The organism is Streptomyces sp. NPDC002004 (genome assembly GCF_053593975.1).
The window spans coordinates 41,114-59,453 of sequence record NZ_JBSFDP010000035.1 but is presented as its reverse complement, the minus strand read 5'-3'; the positions used below and the strand labels follow the sequence as shown (position 1 = coordinate 59,453).

Sequence of the window (18,340 nt, the reverse complement as noted above, 5' to 3'; positions counted from 1 at the left end):
CCCAGCGAACATGAAGCGCGCTTGGCCGCGACGGCTGGGGGTTCGGTGAATTTCCCGGCCGCGGCACGGTCTCAGCCGCACGGCTCGGGATTCCGGTGACGCACGTCGTCCGGATCGTGCGATGCCGGAAATCGAGCGGCCGAGTGCCCTCGGGTCACCCAAGTCACGTGCATCTGAAGGGCTTTGCTGATGCTCGATCGGAAGCCGGAGCGGTGACGGGCATGCCGTAAATCCGAATTCTTAACCAGTTCCTTACCCCGCACTGTCACTACGCTGGATCTCCTTCCGCAGTCCCCCCGGCGGCTGCGCCACCCGGCGTAGGTATCGGGCGAAAAAAGCCCCCACACGTCGGTTCGTGGCACCACGATCCGTAAAGGGTCACTGGCTCGGGGGAGATTTCGGCGGTTTCTCCGGACAATGCGCCCGACGTTTGTGAGCCTGTCGTCATGCGTGTCTTGCTGATCGAGGACGACGAGCGGGTGGCCCAGCCGTTGATGGAGGGCCTGCGCCGCTTCGGGTTCACCGTGGAACACGCCCCTACCGGAGCCGGCGGACTGGCCGCGTCGGCTCCGGACATGGTGCTACTGGACCTGGGGCTGCCCGATATGGACGGCATCGACGTCTGCCGGGCGCTGCGGGCCCGCTCCCCCGTGCCCATCATCATGATCACCGCGAGGAGCGACGAGGTGGACCGGGTGCTCGGCCTGGAGATGGGCGCGGACGACTACGTGTCGAAACCGTTCGGCGTACGCGAACTGGTGGCCCGGATCCGCGCGGTCACCCGACGCACCCGGCCGGTGGAGGCCGACGCAGGCCGTGCGGAGCCGGAATCTCCGGGCGACCGGGACGCGATGCGGTCACCCGGTGCCCAGCACATCGGTCCCCTGACCATCAATCGCCGTACCCGCCAGGTCCATCTGCACCGGGCATCGATCGCGCTGGCCCCCAAGGAATTCGACCTGCTCGCCTGCCTCGCCGAGGATCCCGGAGCCGTGTGCTCGCGCCAGCAGATCCTCGACACGGCCTGGGAGCCCGACTTCTTCGGCCCGACCAAGACCCTCGACGTGCACATCGCGGCCTTGCGCCGCAAGCTCGGCGACTCCTCCTGGATCGAGAACATCCGCGGCATCGGCTTCCGCCTGGTCCCGCCGACCGGTCCCGACGCCGTCCCCGTCTCGCACGCCGGCCGAGAGGAAGGCACCGCGTGACCCGTCGCCTCCTGCTCAGCTATCTGAGCCTGATACTGCTCGTCCTGCTCGCACTCGAAGTGCCGTTCGGATTCGTCTACGCCCGCGGCGAGCTGTCCCGCTTCTCCAACACCGCGAAGCTGGGCGCGGTGACGCTCGCAGCGGTCTGCGAGGAGAAGCTGGAGCAGGGGCTGACCGGCGACCTGCCGGCACTCGCCCGCACCTACGCGCGTCGCACCGGCAGCACCGTGGCCGTCGCCGACCGGAACGGCGTCGACCTCGCCGACACCGCCGCCACATCCGCGGTCGGCAGGGATCTCTCCGCCGAGCCGGACATCGCCGCAGCGCTGCGCGCCCGGCCCACCAGCGGGATCCGGCACGACACGGGCGACGACGTACTCGTCGTGACCGTGCCCGGCAGCTCCAGCGACCATGTCCCCTGCGTCGTGCGGACGCTGTATCCCCTGGCCCACCTCGCCGAGAAGGTCCATGCCACATGGGTGGCGCTCGCCGCGGTCGGGCTGGGGGTGCTGGCAGCCGTCGCCCTGATCGGCTCGGCGCTGGCCCGCTCCATCACCCGCCCCGTCCGGGACCTGGAACGTGCCACCTCGCAACTCGCCGACGGCCGCCTCACCCATCCACCGGCGACCGACCGCGGGCCGCCCGAACTGCGCAGGCTGGCCGCCTCGTTCACCAGCACCGCGACCCGGCTGCAGCATCTGCTGCACGCCCAGCAGGCCTTCGCCTCCGAAGCGTCGCACCAGCTGAAGACCCCGCTGACGTCGCTGCGCCTGCGTCTGGAGAACTTCGAGCCCCACCTCGCCCCCTGTGCGCAGGAGAGCCTCGACGAGGCGATCGGCGAAGTCGAGCGCCTCAGCCGTATGGTCCAGGGGCTCCTCGCCCTGGCCCGGCTGGAGAACTCGGCGATCACACCCGAGGCCATCGATCTCGACGCCGTCGTCGCCGACCGCGCGTCCATCTGGACGGCGTTCGCCGGCGAACAGCACGTCGGCATCACCGTGGCCGGTGAGCGGGTCGGCCGGGTGTGGGCGGTGCCGGGCGCTCTGGAGCAGATCATCGACAACCTGCTCTCCAACGCGTTGTGCGTCTCCCCGCCGGGCACCGACATCACCCTCACGACCATCAGCGCTCCTGGTGGCGGTGGCCGCACGCTGTCGGTCGTCGAGCTGCACGTGACCGACCAGGGCCCGGGCATGACCGCGGCGGAGCGGCATCGCGCCTTCGACCGCTTCTGGCGCGCGGCCGACGCCCCACACGACGGCACCGGCCTCGGCCTGCCCATGGTGCAGCGGCTGACCCACGCCAGCGGCGGTGAGGTCACCCTGGAGGCCGCACCCCGCGGGGGCCTCGACGCCGTCGTCCGCCTCCGCACCGCCCGTACCCCTCGTGGCCGGAGCAGCTCGACGCCCCTTCAGCAGCTGTCTCCGCTGCGCGGACACAGCACGGACGACAAGAGGGCCGCGCCCGAAGGGACTTCGGGCACGGGGACCTCAACTTCTGGAATGTCCGGCCCCTGACGGGCTAGGGCGTCGTCGGCTCCCCGCGCAGCGCCTTGCGGACCTGCCGCCGCTCAAGCCGACGACCCGGATGATCACGTCCCGGTCGACGCCGCGGACGTGGGCGGCACGCATGGCGGCGTTGCGTCGGGCGACGAGGACTTTACGGCGGTGCGTGCCTGCGCCGGTGTCCTGGAGGGTGCGGGCCCACCAGAGGCGGCCAGGTTCACCTGACGTACGCGAGCCTGCTGACCCATTGCGAGAGGGTGAGCTGACCGGCGAGGGCCGCTCGGGCTCGGGTGCGCCGCCGAGGCCGTACTCGTGATACGTGCCGGCATTCCGTCCGGCCGGGTACACCTGTCTGCTGTCGTCGAGCGGTGTCGAAGGCCAGGGCGTCGCGGAGCAGGGACAGGTGTCCGGCCACCGCTGCGAGACAGTCGTGTTCGTCGCGGCAGGCATGGCAGGTTGCCAAGTGGGATCCGACGGTGCTCGCCTCGTCCGGTGCGAGGGCGTTGAGTGCGTGACCGGCCAGAAGGTCACGGATCGTGCGGCATTCCTGGGGGGACGTGAACATGAGCGGGGTGTCCTTTCTCTTGCGGAGGTGCACGCCGCACGCCTGGCGGGGCTGCACGGTTCGGGACCGTCGGCAGGCGATCGGCGACCTGTGCGCGGCGCTGCGGCGGAGTGACGGCGGAAGGGCTCCTGGCGCGGCCTGTCGGTGCTCTCGGCAACAGCCGTCGGGCGGAGGCCGTCCGGTCACCGAACCGGTGGGGCGCGGGCCGGACTGCCGAGGCCGAGCGGCACCTGAGGCAGCGGTCAGGCGTCGCGGCTTTTGAGGAGCACCGCGGCCATGCCCAGGAGGACGGCGGCGTATCCGGCGAAGAGTGACAGGCCCGCCCAGGGGGCCATCGCGGGATCGGGCACGACGCAGAGGGCGGCTTGCCCTGCGTTGCTGGGCAGGTACGGGGTGATGTGCCGCGCCCAGTCGGCCGGGAGCAGGGCTCCCAGTCCGGGCAGGACCAGCAGGATGCCCACGAGGGTCGCGATGGCTCCGGCGGAGCTGCGGATGATGGCGCCCAGGGCGACACCGAGCAGTCCGACGATGGTGAGGTAGAGGGCCGTGCCGATGACCACCCGGGTGACACCGGGGTCGGAGAGACGGGTGTCCAGGTGGTGGGGGGACAGGACCGCCTGGCCGCCGAAAAAGGCAGCGAAGCAGGCTGCTGTCATCGATGCGAGGACGACTCCGGTGAAGACGGCCGCTTTGGCCGCCAGAACGGGAAGGCGCCCGGGGACAGCGGTGAGCGTGGCACGGATCATTCCGGTGGAGTACTCACCGGTGAAGACCAGAACGCCGAGTGCACCGACGGCCAACTGTGCGAGCCGGTACATGCCCAGGCTGACCTCGGCTCCGTTGAAGTGTGCCATTTCCTGCGCGTCGAGGTGGCCTGCCCGCAGGTGGCTGACAAGCATTCCCAGGCCGACCATCGCGGCAGCGGCGGCCAGCAGGGTGATCGGCGTGGAGCGGACCGTACGCAGCTTGATCCATTCGGACCTGAGGACGCGGGGCACGGTAACTCTGCCGGGATGCGCCGTCGCGACGGGCGTGGGTGTGAGGCTCGTGGTCATGACGCGCTCCTTGCTCCGACCGGCTCGCAGTCGGCGTTCGCGCGGTACTCGACTGCGTCACGGGTGAGTTCCATGAATGCGTCCTCCAGCGAGGTCTGCTGCGGGGACAGTTCGAGCAGGGTGAGCCTGTGCGCGGCGGCGACGGTGCCGATCTGGTCACTGGTCAGGCCGGTGATCTCCAAGGTGTACGGCCCGCAGATGCTGACGGTGACGTCGGGGCCGGCCAGCAGACGCTTCAAGCGGCCGATGTGCGGGCAGCGCACGCGCACCACGTTGCGTGCTGCACCGCGGATGAAGTCCTCGACCGAGGTGTCGGCGATGAGGCGGCCGCGGCCGATGACGACGAGATGCTCGGCGGTGAGTGCCACCTCGCTCATGAGGTGGGACGACACGAAGACCGTGCGCCCCTCGTTCGCCAGGCCCTTGAGGAGATTGCGGATCCACCGGATGCCTTCCGGGTCGAGCCCGTTGACCGGCTCGTCGAGGATGACGGTGGCGGGGTCGCCGAGCAGCGCGCCGGCGATCCCGAGGCGCTGGCCCATGCCCAGTGAGAAGCCTCCGGCCCGTCTGTCGGCGACCTCGCGCAGACCCACGAGGTCGATGACCTCGTTCACGCGCCGGCGGGAGATGCCCGTGGTGGCCGCCAGGGCCGACAGGTGGTGGTACGCGGTGCGGCCGGTGTGGAAGGCGCGGGCCTCCAGCATCGTCCCGACCTCGTGCAGGGGTGCGGCGTGCGATGCATAGGAGCGGCCGTTCACGGTGACATGCCCCGCCGTTGGTGTATCCAGCCCGAGGATCAGCCGCATGGTGGTGGACTTGCCGGCTCCATTGGGACCGAGGAACCCCGTGACGATGCCGGGGCGCACCGTGAAGGACAACTCCTCGACAGCGGTTCTGTCTCCGTACCTCTTGGTCAGGCGGTGGGCTTCGATCATGGCGAAACCTCCGTTCATGACCTTCAGCTTCGCCCGGGACCGGTCCCCGGCGCGTCGTCCCCGTGCAGCGATTTCCGGCTACCACGGCTGCGGTACGCGTCGGGCCGGCCTACGGCCCATACAGGACGTGGAAGGGTGTGTGCGCAGGTCAGGGCATGGATGCTGGTGCGGGGCCCGGTTCCGTGGCCGGGCTGACCAGACCGCACTGGTAGGCGATGACCACGAGCTGGGCGCGGTCCCGGGCCGCCAGCTTGGTCATGGCGCGGTTGACATGGGTTTTGGCAGTCAGCGGACTCACGAACAGATGTTCGGCGATGTCGTCGTTCGACAGGCCGAGCGCGACGAGACCCATGACATCGCGCTCCCGTGGCGTCAGGCGCTCCAGCTGCTCGTGCGTCGCGGCCGGGAACGGTTCCGGCCGCGCCAGGAATCGCGTGATCAGCACCCGGGTGGCCGACGGGGACAACAGTGCCTCGCCGGCTGCGACGGTGCGTACGGCAGTCAGAAGCTCCTCGGGCCGCGCGCCCTTGCCGAGGAAGCCACTCGCGCCCGCGCGCAGCGCCTCTGCCACGTACTCGTCGTCCTCGAAGGTGGTCAGGATGAGGACCTTCACCCCCGCGAGGTCTTCGGACCCGCTGATGAGCCGTGTCGCGGTGAGGCCGTCCATGTCGGGCATACGAATGTCCATCAGGAGTACGTCCGGACGCTGCGTCGTCGCCAGCTCGACCGCCTCGCGACCATTGGAGGCCTCGCCCACGGTCTCCATGTCGTCCGCGGAGTCGAACAGCATCCTGAAGGTCCCCCGCAGCAGGGCCTGGTCATCGGCGAGCAGTACGCGGATCGTCATGCCGATCTCTCCTCGACGGATTCGTCCGTTGCACGGCCGCCCACCGGCGCGCCGGGTCGAAGCGGCAGGTCGGCGGTCACGGTGAAACCACCCTCGGGGCGTGTTTCAGCGGACAGCGAGCCCCCGACTGTGGCGGCACGCTCACGCATCCCGATGAGCCCGTGGCCGGTCCCGGGGTGCGCCTGGTGCCCTCCGGCACGACCGTCGTCCTCCACGGTGATCGTCAGCCATTCAGGGCGGTAGCGCAGGAACAACCGGGCGCTCTCGACCCCGGCGTGCTTGCGCACATTGGTGAGGGCCTCCTGGACGATGCGGTACGCGGCCAGGTCGACCGCCGGCGACAGCGGTTCTGCGGCGCCCCGCAGGGAGTGGCTGACGGTCAGGCCCGCGCGTTCGAACGACGCGAGAAGGGCCGGTACGTGGGCCAGGCCCGGCATCGGATCCCGTGGCGCCGGCGGTTCGTCCGATTGCCGTAACAGACCCACCGTCACCCGTAGTTCGTCCAGTGCGGAACGGCTTGTGTCCCGGATCTCCTCCAAGGCGGCGAGCATCTGCTCCGGCCGCCGCTCCGCCACGTGGACGGCGACACCCGCCTGAGCGTTGATCAGGGCGATGTGGTGCGCCACCACGTCGTGCAGTTCCCGCGCGATCCGGACCCGCTCGGCCGCCACCCGCTGCTGCGCCTCCTGCTCACGGGTCCGTTCCGCGTGCTCCGCCCGTTCCTCCACGGCCGCCACGTAGGCACGGCGTGAGCGCACTCCGTCCCCGACGGCGGCCGACAGGGCCGTCCACGCCAGCATCGCCGCGTTGTCCGGATCCAGCCACGATTGCGAGGCGAACACCGAGGCCGCTCCCACCAGCACCACAACCGACGCGAATGCTGTGGTCCAGGTCGTGCGCCGGTCCGTCCGCACGGCCACGGAATACACGGACACCAGTACCGGGCTCGTGACCAACGGGCTTTCCCGAAAACCGAGCACCTGGAAGACCACACCGCAGACAACCGCCACGGCCAATACCCCGAACGGGCGGCTGCCGCGTCGCACCAGGGCGGAGCAGCCGACCGCGGCCAGCACCAAGGCAGGCCAGCGCAGCTGGACCTGGCGTTGGTGCGGGTCGACCGAGGCAGCCACGACCGACAGCACGAACAGCACGGCCGGGAGCAGTGCGTCCACCGCTCGGAACCGGGCTCGGCCCCTCCGTCTCCAACCGTTGATCACCGCCATGCCACCACCGTAGGTGCGACAGACGGACCGGGCATCGTGTCACCCCGCGGGGAGCAGCCGGGCTCGACGCGTCCGGACCGAGCCGCGGCCACGTCGAGCGAAGTCTCCGATCGTGAACATGACACCTCCGAACCGACCGTCCGACACGGTGTGAGGGTCGAGAAGCTCATTACGGCTCGTGAAGCCATTCAGACCGTCCCCACGAGCGGTCGGTCCGGGACGATCAAACCTCAGAAAGAACTCATATTTTTGACATTCCGGCCACCTCATCCGGAAGATGATCGCCGCTGCTCACAGGGCGGACGTTCCCTGACCAGGCGTCCCGATGAGCGCGGACCTTCAGCTCCACATCCATTCAGGGGGACAACCTCGTGTCTCACGAAGCAACATGTTCGGAAACCCGCAGGCCTGCTCGCGGCCGGATCGCCGTCACCGGCGTGGTGCTGAGGGCCGGCATGTACGGCGCGGCAGCTGCTCCCCCGCCGGCACGACGGTCCCGGACGACCGCCGCGGTGTCAGGGGTAGACGTGGTCAAGACAACCAAGCCCGTCGCGGTCTGAGCCGAGGGAACGACGCAATGCAGGACGACGACGAGTCGTGGGCCACGCTCAGCGCCGGGCAGAAGTCGCTTGTGGCGGCAGCAGGGGCCGGCGTCGCGGTCATCGTGGCCGGATCAGTGGGCACGTTCCTGCTGATCGTCGTGCTCGCCACGGCAGCCGCCTTTCCGGGCGTGATCGAGCTGGACGGCATGGAGGCGGTCTTCTGGGCCGTACTCTTCGCACTGCCGTGCGCGCTCGTCGCCTCCGCAGTGCTGATCCCGTTCCGGGTGATCCTGCGGAACGCCATCGGCAGAGAGGGCCCCCGGGCCAGGGTGACCGAATACGGACTGGGCTGGCTCAGAACGTTCCTCACTGCCACCCTGGTCCTCTCATGGACCCCCGGGATTCACACCCACTCCATGTGGCCAGCCACCTGCGTGGCGACTCTCGACGCGCTGCTGGAGGCGGGCCTCAGTAGAAAGCAGGCGGCGCACCGCTGACAGCGCATCAGGTGGGCGAAGCGGAGTCATGCCGCCTCGGCATCGTCCTGCCACGTCCACCCTCAGCCGGGGACTGGCAGTTACTGCGGCTTGAAGGAACGATCCGGTAGCGGCCCTGCAGGTTTCCGCACGCGCCGGCAGGGGTGGATGCAACGCGCGACTGGTAGTCGGTGTGGGTGCAGTACTGGACACGGTGCCCGGTTCCGTTCCGGACCGAGCGGGCGTTCTCGTGGCGAGGTTGTGCATGGGGCCAGCTCCTTGGGCTGCGCGGCCGAGGCTGCTGCCGCTCCCGCGGACTGCTACTCGTCCGAGTGAGGCCACGTCTGCCGAACGGCCCACCTGAGTGACTTTCAGCCGTCACGAACCGCCCCTGTCACTTACCTTCGCCCGAGGAACACCCCCATCTTGATCATTCCGGGTCGCTGCCGGGGCCGGTGAGGGGCTAGCCGGACAGAGCGTTCGAAGACCAGCGGCACCGCCCTGGGTGAAGTGGGTGCCGGGTCCCCAGGAGGTCGGCCATGGTGACGCGACAACTGCAGGTTTGCCGAGCGCGAGGCTGGACCGGCCGCACGGTCGGCGCGTGTGTGCTCGTTGCGGGGTGTGCCGTCGCAGGATCCGTGTCCCCGGCTGCGGCGCGACCGCAAGGGGAAGATCACCTGTGCGCGACGAAGCCCTTCCCCCCGGGGGAAATCACCCCACCCCCGATTCTCTCCGGCAGCGATGTGTGGAGCTTCGTCTCGGAGCCGGGGCTTCACCCCATGCGGGTCACCGTGACTGCGAACAAGCCAGGAACGGCGCGCGGAGACATCTTCGTCGGCCCGTTCAGCGCCGACAGGATGATCGGCCAGACCGGGTCGTTGATCAACGACAACGCCGGCGATCCGGTCTGGTTCCGCCCACTCCCCTCCACGAACCTCCAGAACGCCGACTTCAAGGTCCAGACCTACTACGGCGCCCGCAGGGACCGGGGACAACCGGTGCTGACCTTCTGGCAAGGAAGCCTCGCCCTGCCACCGACGTATACGAACCTGCCGGCGGGCGCCCCGGAACCGGGCGGGTGCTACTACATCTACGACACCGACTACCGACTCCTCAAGACGGTCTTCGCGCATCACGGCTACTACCCGGACGAGCACGAATTCACCCTGACCCGCAGGGGCACCGCGCTGTTCATCGCCTCCAGGCCCGTACCCATGGATCTCACCCCCTACGGCGGCCCCAAGAACGGCGCCATCGAGAACAGTGAAATCCAGGAGGTCGACCTCGCCACCGGCAGACTTGTCTTCTCGTGGAACGCACTGGACCACCTGAACCCCGCGGACTCCGAGGAGCCGGTCTCCAGTGCGTCGTCGTCGGACGGAGTGTGGGATGCCTTTCACATCAATTCGGTCGACGAGGACTCCGACGGTCACCTGTTGATCTCGGCCCGGAACATGTGGGCGATCTACGGCGTCACCAAGAAGTCCGGCCGTATCCGCTACCAGATCGGAGGCAGGAAGAGCGACTTCACCTTCGGCCCGAACGCGGACTTCTACTGGCAGCACGACGCCCGGTTCCGGCCCGGAAACCGGATCAGCATGTTCGACGACGGCTGTTGCGACCTGCCCGACGGCGCCCCCGAACAGGTGTCGCACGGCCTGATCCTGAACCTCGACTTCCGCACCCGGAAGGCGACCGTGGACAGGACCTACTACCACCAGCCTCCGCTCGAATCCCCGACCCAGGGCAACACACAGGCCCTTGGCAACGGCAACGAATTCATCGGATGGGGCCAGAGCCCCTACTACTCGGAGTACGCGGGGCCGGGCAACACCCAGGCAGACGGCTCGCAGAACCTGCTCTACGACGCGAAGCAGCCGGGCTCCGACATCTCGTACCGAGCGTTCCGGAACGAATGGACCGGCACTCCCTACTACCCCCCGAGTGCCGCGGCACGGGCCCACGGCGGGGGCAGCGTCGTCTACGCCTCCTGGAACGGCTCGACGCAGACCGGAGCATGGCGGGTACTCGCCGGGTCCGACCCCCACCACCTGTCGGTCGTCGACAGAAGCACCCCACGCTCCGGATTCGAGACAGCCGTCACCACGAACGCCCCCGGGCCGTACTTCCAGGTCAAGGCGCTCAATGCACAGGGCAAGGTCATCGGTACCTCCCACGTCGTGAAGCTCTCCGGACAACGGCTGACGAGGGAGACCATGACGGAGCCGCGGCATGGCTGAAGAGACCGAACCGCACCCCGATCCAACCCGCCGACCGCACCTGGGCATGCATGCCGACGAACGCTCCGAAGACGCCGGGCTTCTCGCCGCACCTGCTGTGCCGTTCGTCCGAGTCATTCCGTAACGGCTGCCGATTCAGTTCGCCATGGTGGCTCCGGTCCACAAATATTCCTGAAATGGAGAGGGCATGCCGATCCGGATCGAAGGCAGGGTGTTGCGGCGGGGGGACTACCGCTACGAAAGCCGACGCCGGGAGGCTTGCTGGCACGCCGGGGTGCCGGACCGCTACCCCGAGGTGATCGTGCTGGCGAACAACGAGGACGACGTCGTCGGTGCGGTGCAGCTCGCCAGGGCGGAAGGTCTGCAGATCGCTGTGCGTTCCGGGGGCCACAGTTGGTCCGGGTCCCATCTGCGCGACGGCACGGTGCTCATCGACCTGTCGAACCTGCGGCACGTGGCGGTCGACGCGGAGGCGATGGCCGGCACCGCCCAGCCCGGTATCAAGGGATCAGAACTCAATGCGCTTCTGGCGGAGCAGAACCTCTTCTTCCCCACGGGGCACTGCACGGGTGTCTCCATCGGTGGGTATCTGCTGCAGGGCGGGTTCGCCTGGGCCGGGCGGGACTACGGGCCGGCGTGTATGTCGGTCACGGGCGTCGACGTGGTCACGGCGAACGGCGAGCGGATCCACGCCGACGAAACGCAGAACGCCGACCTGTTCTGGGCGGCCCGTGGCGCAGGGCCCGGCTTCTTCGCCGTTGTGACCCGGTTCCACGTCAAGCTGTATCCGCGCATGCGCGTCACGATGAACAGCGGCTACTTCTGGCCGGCGTCGGCCGCACCGGACGTCTACCGGTTCGTCCACGAGATCGGCCGCAAGACGCCGACGGAGATCAATCTCATGTGCTGCCGCGACCCGATGACGAACGACGAGCCGCTCATCTCACTCAACGCGACGGCCTTCACCGATACCGAGGACGAGGCCAGGGAGCAACTGTCGCTCTACGAGTCGTGTCCCGCACGCCCTCAGGCACTCGCGACTCGGCTCAACGAGCTGACGGACACCTCGACCCTGAGCCGCCTCGGTACCGATGTCCACTACGACGAGACCAAGCGCTATCTGGCCGACAACATGTGGACCCACGCCTCCTTCGATGACCTGTGGCCCAATTTCGCGGACATGCTGAAGACCTGGCCCCCGGCGCCGTCGCACCTGGTGGTGTTCAACTGGGGAGGATACGAGGGACAGCCCGAACGCCCGTCGATGGCGTACTCGGTCGAGGACGAGCTGTACTACGGGCTGTATGCGGCCTGGACCGACCCGGCCGACGACCCGATGTACACCAAGTGGGTCACCGACCACCTGCGTGCGTGGGAGCCGTTTGCCAGCGGCATCCAGTTGGCCGACGAGAACCTCCTCAACCGTCCGTATCGTTTCGTGTCCACCGAGAACCTCCGGCGCCTCGACGCCCTGCGGGCCCGCTGGGATCCCGACGGGATGTTCGTGTCCTGGCTCGGCCGGCCTGAACCGCCGTCCACCACAACCGACGCCGGGGATGGCCCGGTGGTCGGCCCGAACGTCTGACACCCGGAAGTCCGGCGCGGCCGAGCACGCCGACCGCTCAATGCCGCAGAGATCACGTGATCGCACCGGGCCCCCAACTCTGCGACCCTCGCAACCTGCCGCGGCCCGGCGTTCCTCCCCCAAGGGCGCGTGAGCTCGCGCGCCCGTCGTCGGCCGGAGGGTCGGACCGGCCGGATCCTGGCCGGGGCTTCCGGACCCGTCGTCCCAGGGCGAGTCACGCACCCGAACAGCCCGAGGAGCGGACTTCGCCGACCACTCGCTCGCTCACCCCTTTCGGGCGCAGACAGCGGATACGCGCACCCTTTACGCGGGTGCGGGCGCGTACCAAGCCTTTCCCGTGACAGCCACGGGTTCTCCGCGCGAGATGTCGCTGCACAATGGTTCCGGGAAGAAAGGCGTCCTACCGATGATGCGAGGTCACGGCGGAGAGTCGGCCGGTTCGGCTCTATGGGTCCGGCACTGCCCGCAGCAGCCACGTGCTGCGGTCATCACCCTGCACGGAGGACGGGCGGACAGCTACCGGGCATCACAGCCCTGGCATCTGGCGGCGCTGAGAATGCACCCCGTGCTCCGCGCGGCAGCGTCGGCGGTCTCCCTGCAGGAAGCCGTCCTGGGGCAGGTGCGCTACCGGCACATAGGGTGGAACCAGGGTGATCCGCTCCGGGACGCCTACCGCGCTCTCGACGAACTCGAGCAGCTCACGGGACCCGTGCCCGTCATCCTCATCGGCCACTCCATGGGAGGAAGGGCAGCTCTGCGGGCGGCGTCCCATCCGTATGTACGCGGCGTTGTCGCCCTGGCACCCTGGCTACCGCCGGAGGAACCCACCCGGCATCTTCAGGGCAAGCGGGCTGTGGTGCTGCACGGCAACCGCGACAGGGTCACCAGCCCCAGCGCCTCCACGCACTACATCCACCGGGCCCGAACCTCGCAGGCCCGCGCCGGCATCATCCTGATCCGACACGGGGACCACGCAATGCTCCACCGCTCCGGCCTCTGGCACCGCACCGTCGCCGGACTGGTCACGGACCTCCTTCTCCCGGACGAGCAGTCCTCGGGCCTCGCTGCCGCGAGCTACGCAGCCACCGATCCCCTTCTCCTGTAGACGGCCGGGGCGACCGGTCACCCGCCATGCTGCGCTGTCAGCGGTCTCGCCTGCCGTTGCGGCGTTCCGTGACATTCAGGATCAGGCCCCGCGGCTGCAGGATGGTCCGCGAGTCGAACGCGGGTGCGGAGCCGGCGGCTTCCCTCAGCCGGTAGCGGCTGACGACGGTTGCGACGGCGATGACCATGGCGGTCGTCCCGAACTGCGCGCCCAGGCACATGCGCGGGCCTCCACCGAAGGGCACATAGGAGTATCCCGGCGGCAGCGCCTCTGCGCTCCGTTCGATCCAGCGTTCCGGGCGGAACGTCTGTGGCCGGTCGTACAGGCGTGGGTCCCGGTGCAGCACGAACGGGCTGACGGCCACACGCCGGCCAGGAAGCAGGGGGCACCCGCCGAGCATGGTCGGCGCCTCGACCGTTCTCTCCAGGTACCACAGGGGCGAGTACAGGCGCAGAGTCTCCTTGACGACCGCTCCGGTGATCGGCAGGTCCGGGAGGTCGGCCGGTGTGGGCCGCCGCCCGCGCAGCACCTGGTCGACTTCGTCTTCCACCTGTCGGCGTATGCCGGGATGCCGGTCCATCAGCAGGAAGAGCCACGCCAGTGCGGCAGCGGTGGTCTCATGGGCTGCGAAGAGATTGGCGACGACGACGCTGACGGCGTCCTCCCGGGTGAGCGCGCCCTCGTCGCAGGCGGCGATCAGCACGTCCGCGACGGCCTCCGAGCCCCCGTGCGGCTGCATGGCGCGCTGTCCGAGCAGGCGCGACACCTCGCTTTCCAGCTCCTTCCCCGCCCGGTGCAGGCGCCGACGGCGGAAGCCGGATGCCCGGCCTTGCCAGGCCCCGGGACCGGGCAGGCGCGCGTCCTGAAGCCGGGCGACGAGCGCCGGAACCGCGCCGGAAGCGGGCCCCAGACAGAATTCGGCGATCATGCAGGCGCTGAGCTCCTCCAGCGTCCCGATCGGCTCGATCCGTCCCCGGACACACCAGCCTTCGGCGTGTCGGGCGACGATCACCGCGATGCGGGACCCGAGCGCATGCAGACCGCCACGGTTCAGGCTGCGCCCGGCCACACGGCGGGCGCTCATCCAGCGCGCCAGGTCCTCGGACGCGCGGCTCCCGTCGACCTGGTCGCCCAGCAGGTCCCGGGAGATGGCGTAGGTGCTGTTGGTGTGCTTGAGCACCTGCGCCGCCAGGTCGGGCGAGTTGACCATGTACAGGCTGTCGTCGAACCGGACCAGGTCCCCGTACTCCCGTTGGCGGAGCAGAAAGCCCAGCCCGTCCCGCTCGAACGCCGGCCTGTTGCCGATCCCCCGGCCTGTGGGGCCGGGAGGCACGGAAGCCGCCGCCATGGGTCACATCCGTGCGTTGTAGTAGTAGTACGCCATCGGTCCGCTGCCGCCGAACAGGCTCCTCGCCGGGCTCTTCTGCACGACTCTCGCTCCCGACGGGTCACTGCCCAGCGGCCCGGGCCCGGACGACGCGAAGGCCGAGCCGGCACCGACCAGGGCGGCAGCAGTCGAGACGATGACGACGACGATCTTGCGGACTCGGGTCAGGACGGTCATGGCTGTCCTCCTTTCACCATCGCGGGCGGCCGTTCCGCCCCGCACTGGGTCCCATTGGCCCAGGCCCGCTCCCCCGGGTCACGTCACGCATTCTCGTGACATGACCCGGGGGAACGGCCGGCGTAACGGCTCGCGCGTCGTCGCCCGCAGAGGCTGACGCATCCGCCTCACGCCGTACGCATACCGTGATGTCTGCAGGAGGAGAGCGCGGAAGACCGGACGCGGCCAGAACGGGCGAGCTCCGGGACGGAGGTCCGCATCCGGGCCGGCTTCGACCCGCACAGCCTGATGGCTCACCTCGTCGGCGCCCACGCTGCGCGACTCGGTACGCGCCCGCCACGGGAGGGCGGCCGAGGGCACGGGCTCAGGACACGGGCCGTTCGGCCCCTCCTCGAGAGCGCCGTTCCTCGGCCATCCTGGAGAGGAGGGCTGCAGGCCCGTCGTGCGGCCGAAGGAAGGTGATCGGCATGATGTGGTACGGCTGGGGCTGGGGTAACTGGCCGGTCGCGATGGTGATCACGCTGCTGTTCTGGGTACTGCTGATCGCTGGGGTCATCGCTCTCGTACACCGCCTCACCAGTCCCCGTCGCAGCAGCCCACCCGGCCCTGCTGGGCCCGGCTGGGGAGGCCGACGAGCCGAGGACGTGCTCGCAGAACGCTTCGCCCGTGTGGAGGTCGGCGAGGACGAATACGAACGCCGGCTCGCGCTGCTACGGGAGCATCAGTGAGCACGAAGCGCCACCCGCACATCCCCGATGAATTGATCATGCTGGAGCATTCGTCCGAAGTCGAGCGCGCAAAGCTTGCGGGTCTCAGAGGCGAGGAGCTCGAGCTTCAGCGGCGGGTGTGGCGAGCGGCGGACGAAGCCTTCCGGGTGGCGCTCGCGGAGTATGCGGCTCTGCGGGACGTGGGGATGTCCTGTGAGGAGGCGGAGCGCATGGTGAGGCATGCCGCACGGTGCGCGGACGAGGATCCCGCTGTCGAGTAGGCGGGCCCGCCGGCGGCGGCAGACGGGGAACGGGGCGCTGTGCACGTACCGAGGAGCGGTGGCTGGTACGGGCGCCGCGCATCGGGACGTGGATCGACCGACCGCCGGGCCGGTGCTCGGTCTTCTTACGGGGTGCCGTTTTCCAGTTCCTCTGCGAGGGATTGCTGCACGTAGGCCATGGCTTCCTGGTAGGAAGGTTCGGCGAAGCGCCTGCTCATCTCCTCGGGAGACACCTCCTCGAGACGCTGGAAGATCCACCACAGGTGGCCCTGGGGGTCGCGGATCCGTGCGGCCATTTCACCGAATGCCAGCTCGGTCGGCCGTGTCACCAGCCGTGCCCCGCAGGCGATGGCCTTCGCCACCGTCTCCTGGGCATCGTCGACGTAGATCCTCAGATGGGACGGCAGGCTCGGCCAACCAGGCTGACGGTCGAACATCATCACCACCGCGCCCGCCACTTCCACCTCGGCGTGAGCGACCGTCCCGTCCTCGTTGAGGATGCGGGGGCCGCGTTCCCTGGCCCCGAACGCCCGGCTCAGGAATTCGATCTCCGCGTCGGAGTCCTGCGATATCACCCACGGGTCGATGCGCGAGTAGCCGCCGGGCACCATCTCCAGCTCATCCTTGATCGCCATATACGGAGCCTGCCACATCGAGCACCACCTCCAGCGGGGAACGTTCATATCGCGAGGCAGCAGCCGGCCACACGGACTGCCCAGTGCCCCGCTGAAGCGCTCGGTCACAGCGCCCGGCACGCATGTGCCGACGAGGCGGACTGACGGGACGTCAGCCACGGGGCAGGAGGGAGCGGGAGAGGCCGGCGGTGGCCAGGAGGAGGGCGGCGACGGCGAGGAGTCCGAGACGCATGCCCGGGAGGGAGAAGCCGCTGCCGGTGGTGGAGAGCAGGCTGCCGAAGAGGGCCACGGCGAGCGCACCGCCGGTCTGACGGAAGGAGTTGAGCAGCCCCGACGCAGTCCCCGCGCGCTCCCCCGGGACGGCGTCCATCAGCAGCGCGGTCAGCGCGGGCACCGCGAGCGCACCGCCGATGCTCAGCGGCAGCAGCAGGACCAGCACCAGCCACACCGGGGTGTGCGCGGCCAGCGGCAGCATGGCCAGCATCGCCCCGGCGAAGACCAACTGCCCGGCGACGATCACGGGCCGCCGCCCGATCCGTTCCGCCAGCCGCGGCGAGACAAGGTTGGTCGCCGTCACCACCGCCGACATCGGGACGAACATCAGCCCCGCCGCGATCCCCGACATCCCACGCAACTGCTGGTAGTACAGGCCGAGGAGGAAGATCCCGCCGTAGAAGGCGGCGTTGACGGCGAAACCGACCGCCAGCGGGACAGCCACCCGACGGTCCGTCAGCATGCCCAGCGGGACCATCGGCTGGCGATGCCGGGCCTCCACGACGCGGAAGGCGTACCCGGAAGCGATCGCGAGGGCGGCAGCGCCCAGCACGGGGCCGCTGGTCCAGCCCAGGTGGCCGCCCTCGATCACGGCGAAGGCCAGCCCGGCCAGGGCCAGTACGGCGGTGAGCTGTCCACCGCCGTCCAGCGCAGCGGGCCGGCGCGGGGAGCGCGGCACCCGGACCAGCAGGCTCAGGATCACCGCGCCCACAGGGAGGTTGAGCAGAAAGACCGCTCGCCAGCCGGCCGACTCCGTGAGCAGCCCGCCGAGCACGGGACCGGCGGCCATCGCCACCGAGCCGCCGACCGTCCACAGCGCGATGGCTCGGGCTCGTGCCCGGGCGTCGTCGTACGCCTGGCGGATCAACGCCAGCGAGGCCGGCATAACGACCGCGGCGGCGCCACCCTGCGCCACGCGTGCGGCCACCAGCACGCCGATGCCGGGCGCAAGCGCGCAGCCGAGGGATGCGAGGGTGAACAGGGCGACACCCCAGGCGTAGGCGCGGCGGGCACCGGCGCGATCGGCGAGGGCGCCGGCGGAGAGCATCAGGGCCGCGAACATCAGCGTGTACGCGTCCACCACCCACTGCAGACCGGCCATCCCGCCGCTGAGAGAGTCCCGGATCGCAGGCAGCGCGATGTTCACGGCCGAGACATCGATGGTGATCACTGTGAACCCGAGCAGCGCAGCGACCAGCTCGACGCCGCTCCGCCGTGGCGTGGCAGGGGCATCGGCGGGCGGCGCGGCCGATCGGGTTCGGTCCGACTGTCGTCGCCGGTGTGTGGACACCGACGGTCCGAGGCTCTCCCCCCGGGCGGGCACGACGGACAGCGGCGCGGAGGAGGGAGGGGTGGCCGGCATGGTGAACTCCTTGGATGTGAGCGTGGTTGACCGTTCATCAGAGGAAGTCGGGCGGGCGGTCACAGCCCGCCGGGGCCGCGGTCCGGTGTCTCGCACCCCCTGGGCCCCGGCGGCCGGGCCGCCCGCTCCGGGAACAACTCTGCGCTCCCGCACGGCTGTCCGGCAGACCGCGCTGTTCCCGGGGTGCCGCGTTCCAGGCCCTGACACAGCCCCCCACGCTCCCCGCCC

The 18,340-nt window shown here is 69.6% G+C and carries 17 protein-coding genes; 8 read left to right on the top strand and 9 right to left on the bottom strand.

Features of this window, described 5'->3' with window-relative positions; all coding sequences use genetic code 11:
* Nucleotides 1-446: 446 nt before the first annotated feature.
* Nucleotides 447-1,208: a response regulator transcription factor gene (locus ACWCP6_RS31665; protein WP_450936033.1), complete on the top strand. Its 762-nt coding sequence runs from the start codon at nt 447-449 to the stop codon at nt 1,206-1,208.
* The gene (locus ACWCP6_RS31660) at nt 1,205-2,725 is read left to right on the top strand and encodes a sensor histidine kinase (RefSeq protein WP_450936032.1); all 1,521 of its coding nucleotides are present in this window, start codon (nt 1,205-1,207) and stop codon (nt 2,723-2,725) included. The genes ACWCP6_RS31665 and ACWCP6_RS31660 overlap by 4 nt, the downstream gene beginning before the upstream one ends.
* 205 nt (nt 2,726-2,930) lie before the next feature.
* Here the strand turns inward: ACWCP6_RS31660 and ACWCP6_RS31655 are convergent, their stop codons facing one another.
* The 5 genes from ACWCP6_RS31655 to ACWCP6_RS31635 all read right to left on the bottom strand — a co-directional run bounded on the left by ACWCP6_RS31655 (nt 2,931) and on the right by ACWCP6_RS31635 (nt 7,290).
* Complete coding sequence (locus tag ACWCP6_RS31655) at nt 2,931-3,278, bottom strand: zf-HC2 domain-containing protein (RefSeq protein ID WP_450936031.1); 348 nt, start codon at nt 3,276-3,278, stop codon at nt 2,931-2,933.
* A gap of 242 nt (nt 3,279-3,520) precedes the next feature.
* Nucleotides 3,521-4,333: an ABC transporter permease gene (locus ACWCP6_RS31650; RefSeq protein WP_450936030.1), complete on the bottom strand. Its 813-nt coding sequence runs from the start codon at nt 4,331-4,333 to the stop codon at nt 3,521-3,523.
* Entirely contained in the window at nt 4,330-5,268 is a 939-nt protein-coding gene (locus ACWCP6_RS31645) for an ABC transporter ATP-binding protein (RefSeq protein WP_450936029.1), read from the bottom strand. The genes ACWCP6_RS31650 and ACWCP6_RS31645 overlap by 4 nt, the downstream gene beginning before the upstream one ends.
* 148 nt (nt 5,269-5,416) lie before the next feature.
* On the bottom strand, nt 5,417-6,115 hold the full coding sequence (locus tag ACWCP6_RS31640; RefSeq protein ID WP_450936028.1) for a response regulator: 699 nt from the start codon (nt 6,113-6,115) through the stop codon (nt 5,417-5,419).
* Complete coding sequence (locus ACWCP6_RS31635; protein ID WP_450936027.1) at nt 6,112-7,290, bottom strand: sensor histidine kinase; 1,179 nt, start codon at nt 7,288-7,290, stop codon at nt 6,112-6,114. The genes ACWCP6_RS31640 and ACWCP6_RS31635 overlap by 4 nt, the downstream gene beginning before the upstream one ends.
* A gap of 628 nt (nt 7,291-7,918) precedes the next feature.
* On the opposite strand from ACWCP6_RS31635, the gene ACWCP6_RS31630 reads away from it, so the two are divergent.
* From ACWCP6_RS31630 to ACWCP6_RS31615, 4 genes are all read left to right on the top strand, one after another.
* Nucleotides 7,919-8,380, top strand: coding sequence for a hypothetical protein (locus tag ACWCP6_RS31630; RefSeq protein WP_450936026.1), 462 nt, complete (start codon nt 7,919-7,921; stop codon nt 8,378-8,380).
* A gap of 770 nt (nt 8,381-9,150) precedes the next feature.
* Complete coding sequence (locus ACWCP6_RS31625; protein ID WP_450936025.1) at nt 9,151-10,599, top strand: arylsulfotransferase family protein; 1,449 nt, start codon at nt 9,151-9,153, stop codon at nt 10,597-10,599.
* 187 nt (nt 10,600-10,786) lie between these two features.
* Nucleotides 10,787-12,184, top strand: a complete 1,398-nt coding sequence (locus ACWCP6_RS31620) for an FAD-binding oxidoreductase (protein ID WP_450936024.1) — start codon at nt 10,787-10,789, stop codon at nt 12,182-12,184.
* 406 nt (nt 12,185-12,590) lie between these two features.
* Nucleotides 12,591-13,289, top strand: coding sequence for an alpha/beta fold hydrolase (locus ACWCP6_RS31615; RefSeq protein WP_450936023.1), 699 nt, complete (start codon nt 12,591-12,593; stop codon nt 13,287-13,289).
* 37 nt (nt 13,290-13,326) lie between these two features.
* On the opposite strand, the gene ACWCP6_RS31610 is transcribed toward ACWCP6_RS31615, so the two are convergent.
* Nucleotides 13,327-14,637 carry a cytochrome P450 gene (locus ACWCP6_RS31610; RefSeq protein ID WP_450936022.1) on the bottom strand — a complete coding sequence of 437 codons (1,311 nt, stop codon included), beginning with the start codon at nt 14,635-14,637 and terminating at the stop codon, nt 13,327-13,329.
* Nucleotides 14,638-14,640: 3 nt separating this feature from the next.
* Nucleotides 14,641-14,853 carry a hypothetical protein gene (locus ACWCP6_RS31605; protein ID WP_450936021.1) on the bottom strand — a complete coding sequence of 71 codons (213 nt, stop codon included), beginning with the start codon at nt 14,851-14,853 and terminating at the stop codon, nt 14,641-14,643.
* A 467-nt stretch (nt 14,854-15,320) separates the two neighbouring features.
* On the opposite strand from ACWCP6_RS31605, the gene ACWCP6_RS31600 reads away from it, so the two are divergent.
* Nucleotides 15,321-15,581: an SHOCT domain-containing protein gene (locus tag ACWCP6_RS31600; protein WP_450936020.1), complete on the top strand. Its 261-nt coding sequence runs from the start codon at nt 15,321-15,323 to the stop codon at nt 15,579-15,581.
* Nucleotides 15,578-15,841, top strand: a complete 264-nt coding sequence (locus tag ACWCP6_RS31595; RefSeq protein WP_450936019.1) for a hypothetical protein — start codon at nt 15,578-15,580, stop codon at nt 15,839-15,841. Before ACWCP6_RS31600 ends, ACWCP6_RS31595 begins: the two co-directional genes overlap by 4 nt.
* Nucleotides 15,842-15,966: 125 nt before the next feature.
* Here the strand turns inward: ACWCP6_RS31595 and ACWCP6_RS31590 are convergent, their stop codons facing one another.
* Together ACWCP6_RS31590 and ACWCP6_RS31585 are read right to left on the bottom strand one after the other, a co-directional pair.
* A complete protein-coding gene (locus ACWCP6_RS31590; RefSeq protein WP_450936018.1) occupies nt 15,967-16,476 on the bottom strand; it encodes a VOC family protein in 510 nt (169 codons plus the stop codon).
* Between the two features lie 151 nt (nt 16,477-16,627).
* Entirely contained in the window at nt 16,628-18,112 is a 1,485-nt protein-coding gene (locus ACWCP6_RS31585) for an MFS transporter (RefSeq protein ID WP_450936017.1), read from the bottom strand.
* Nucleotides 18,113-18,340: the final 228 nt, after the last annotated feature.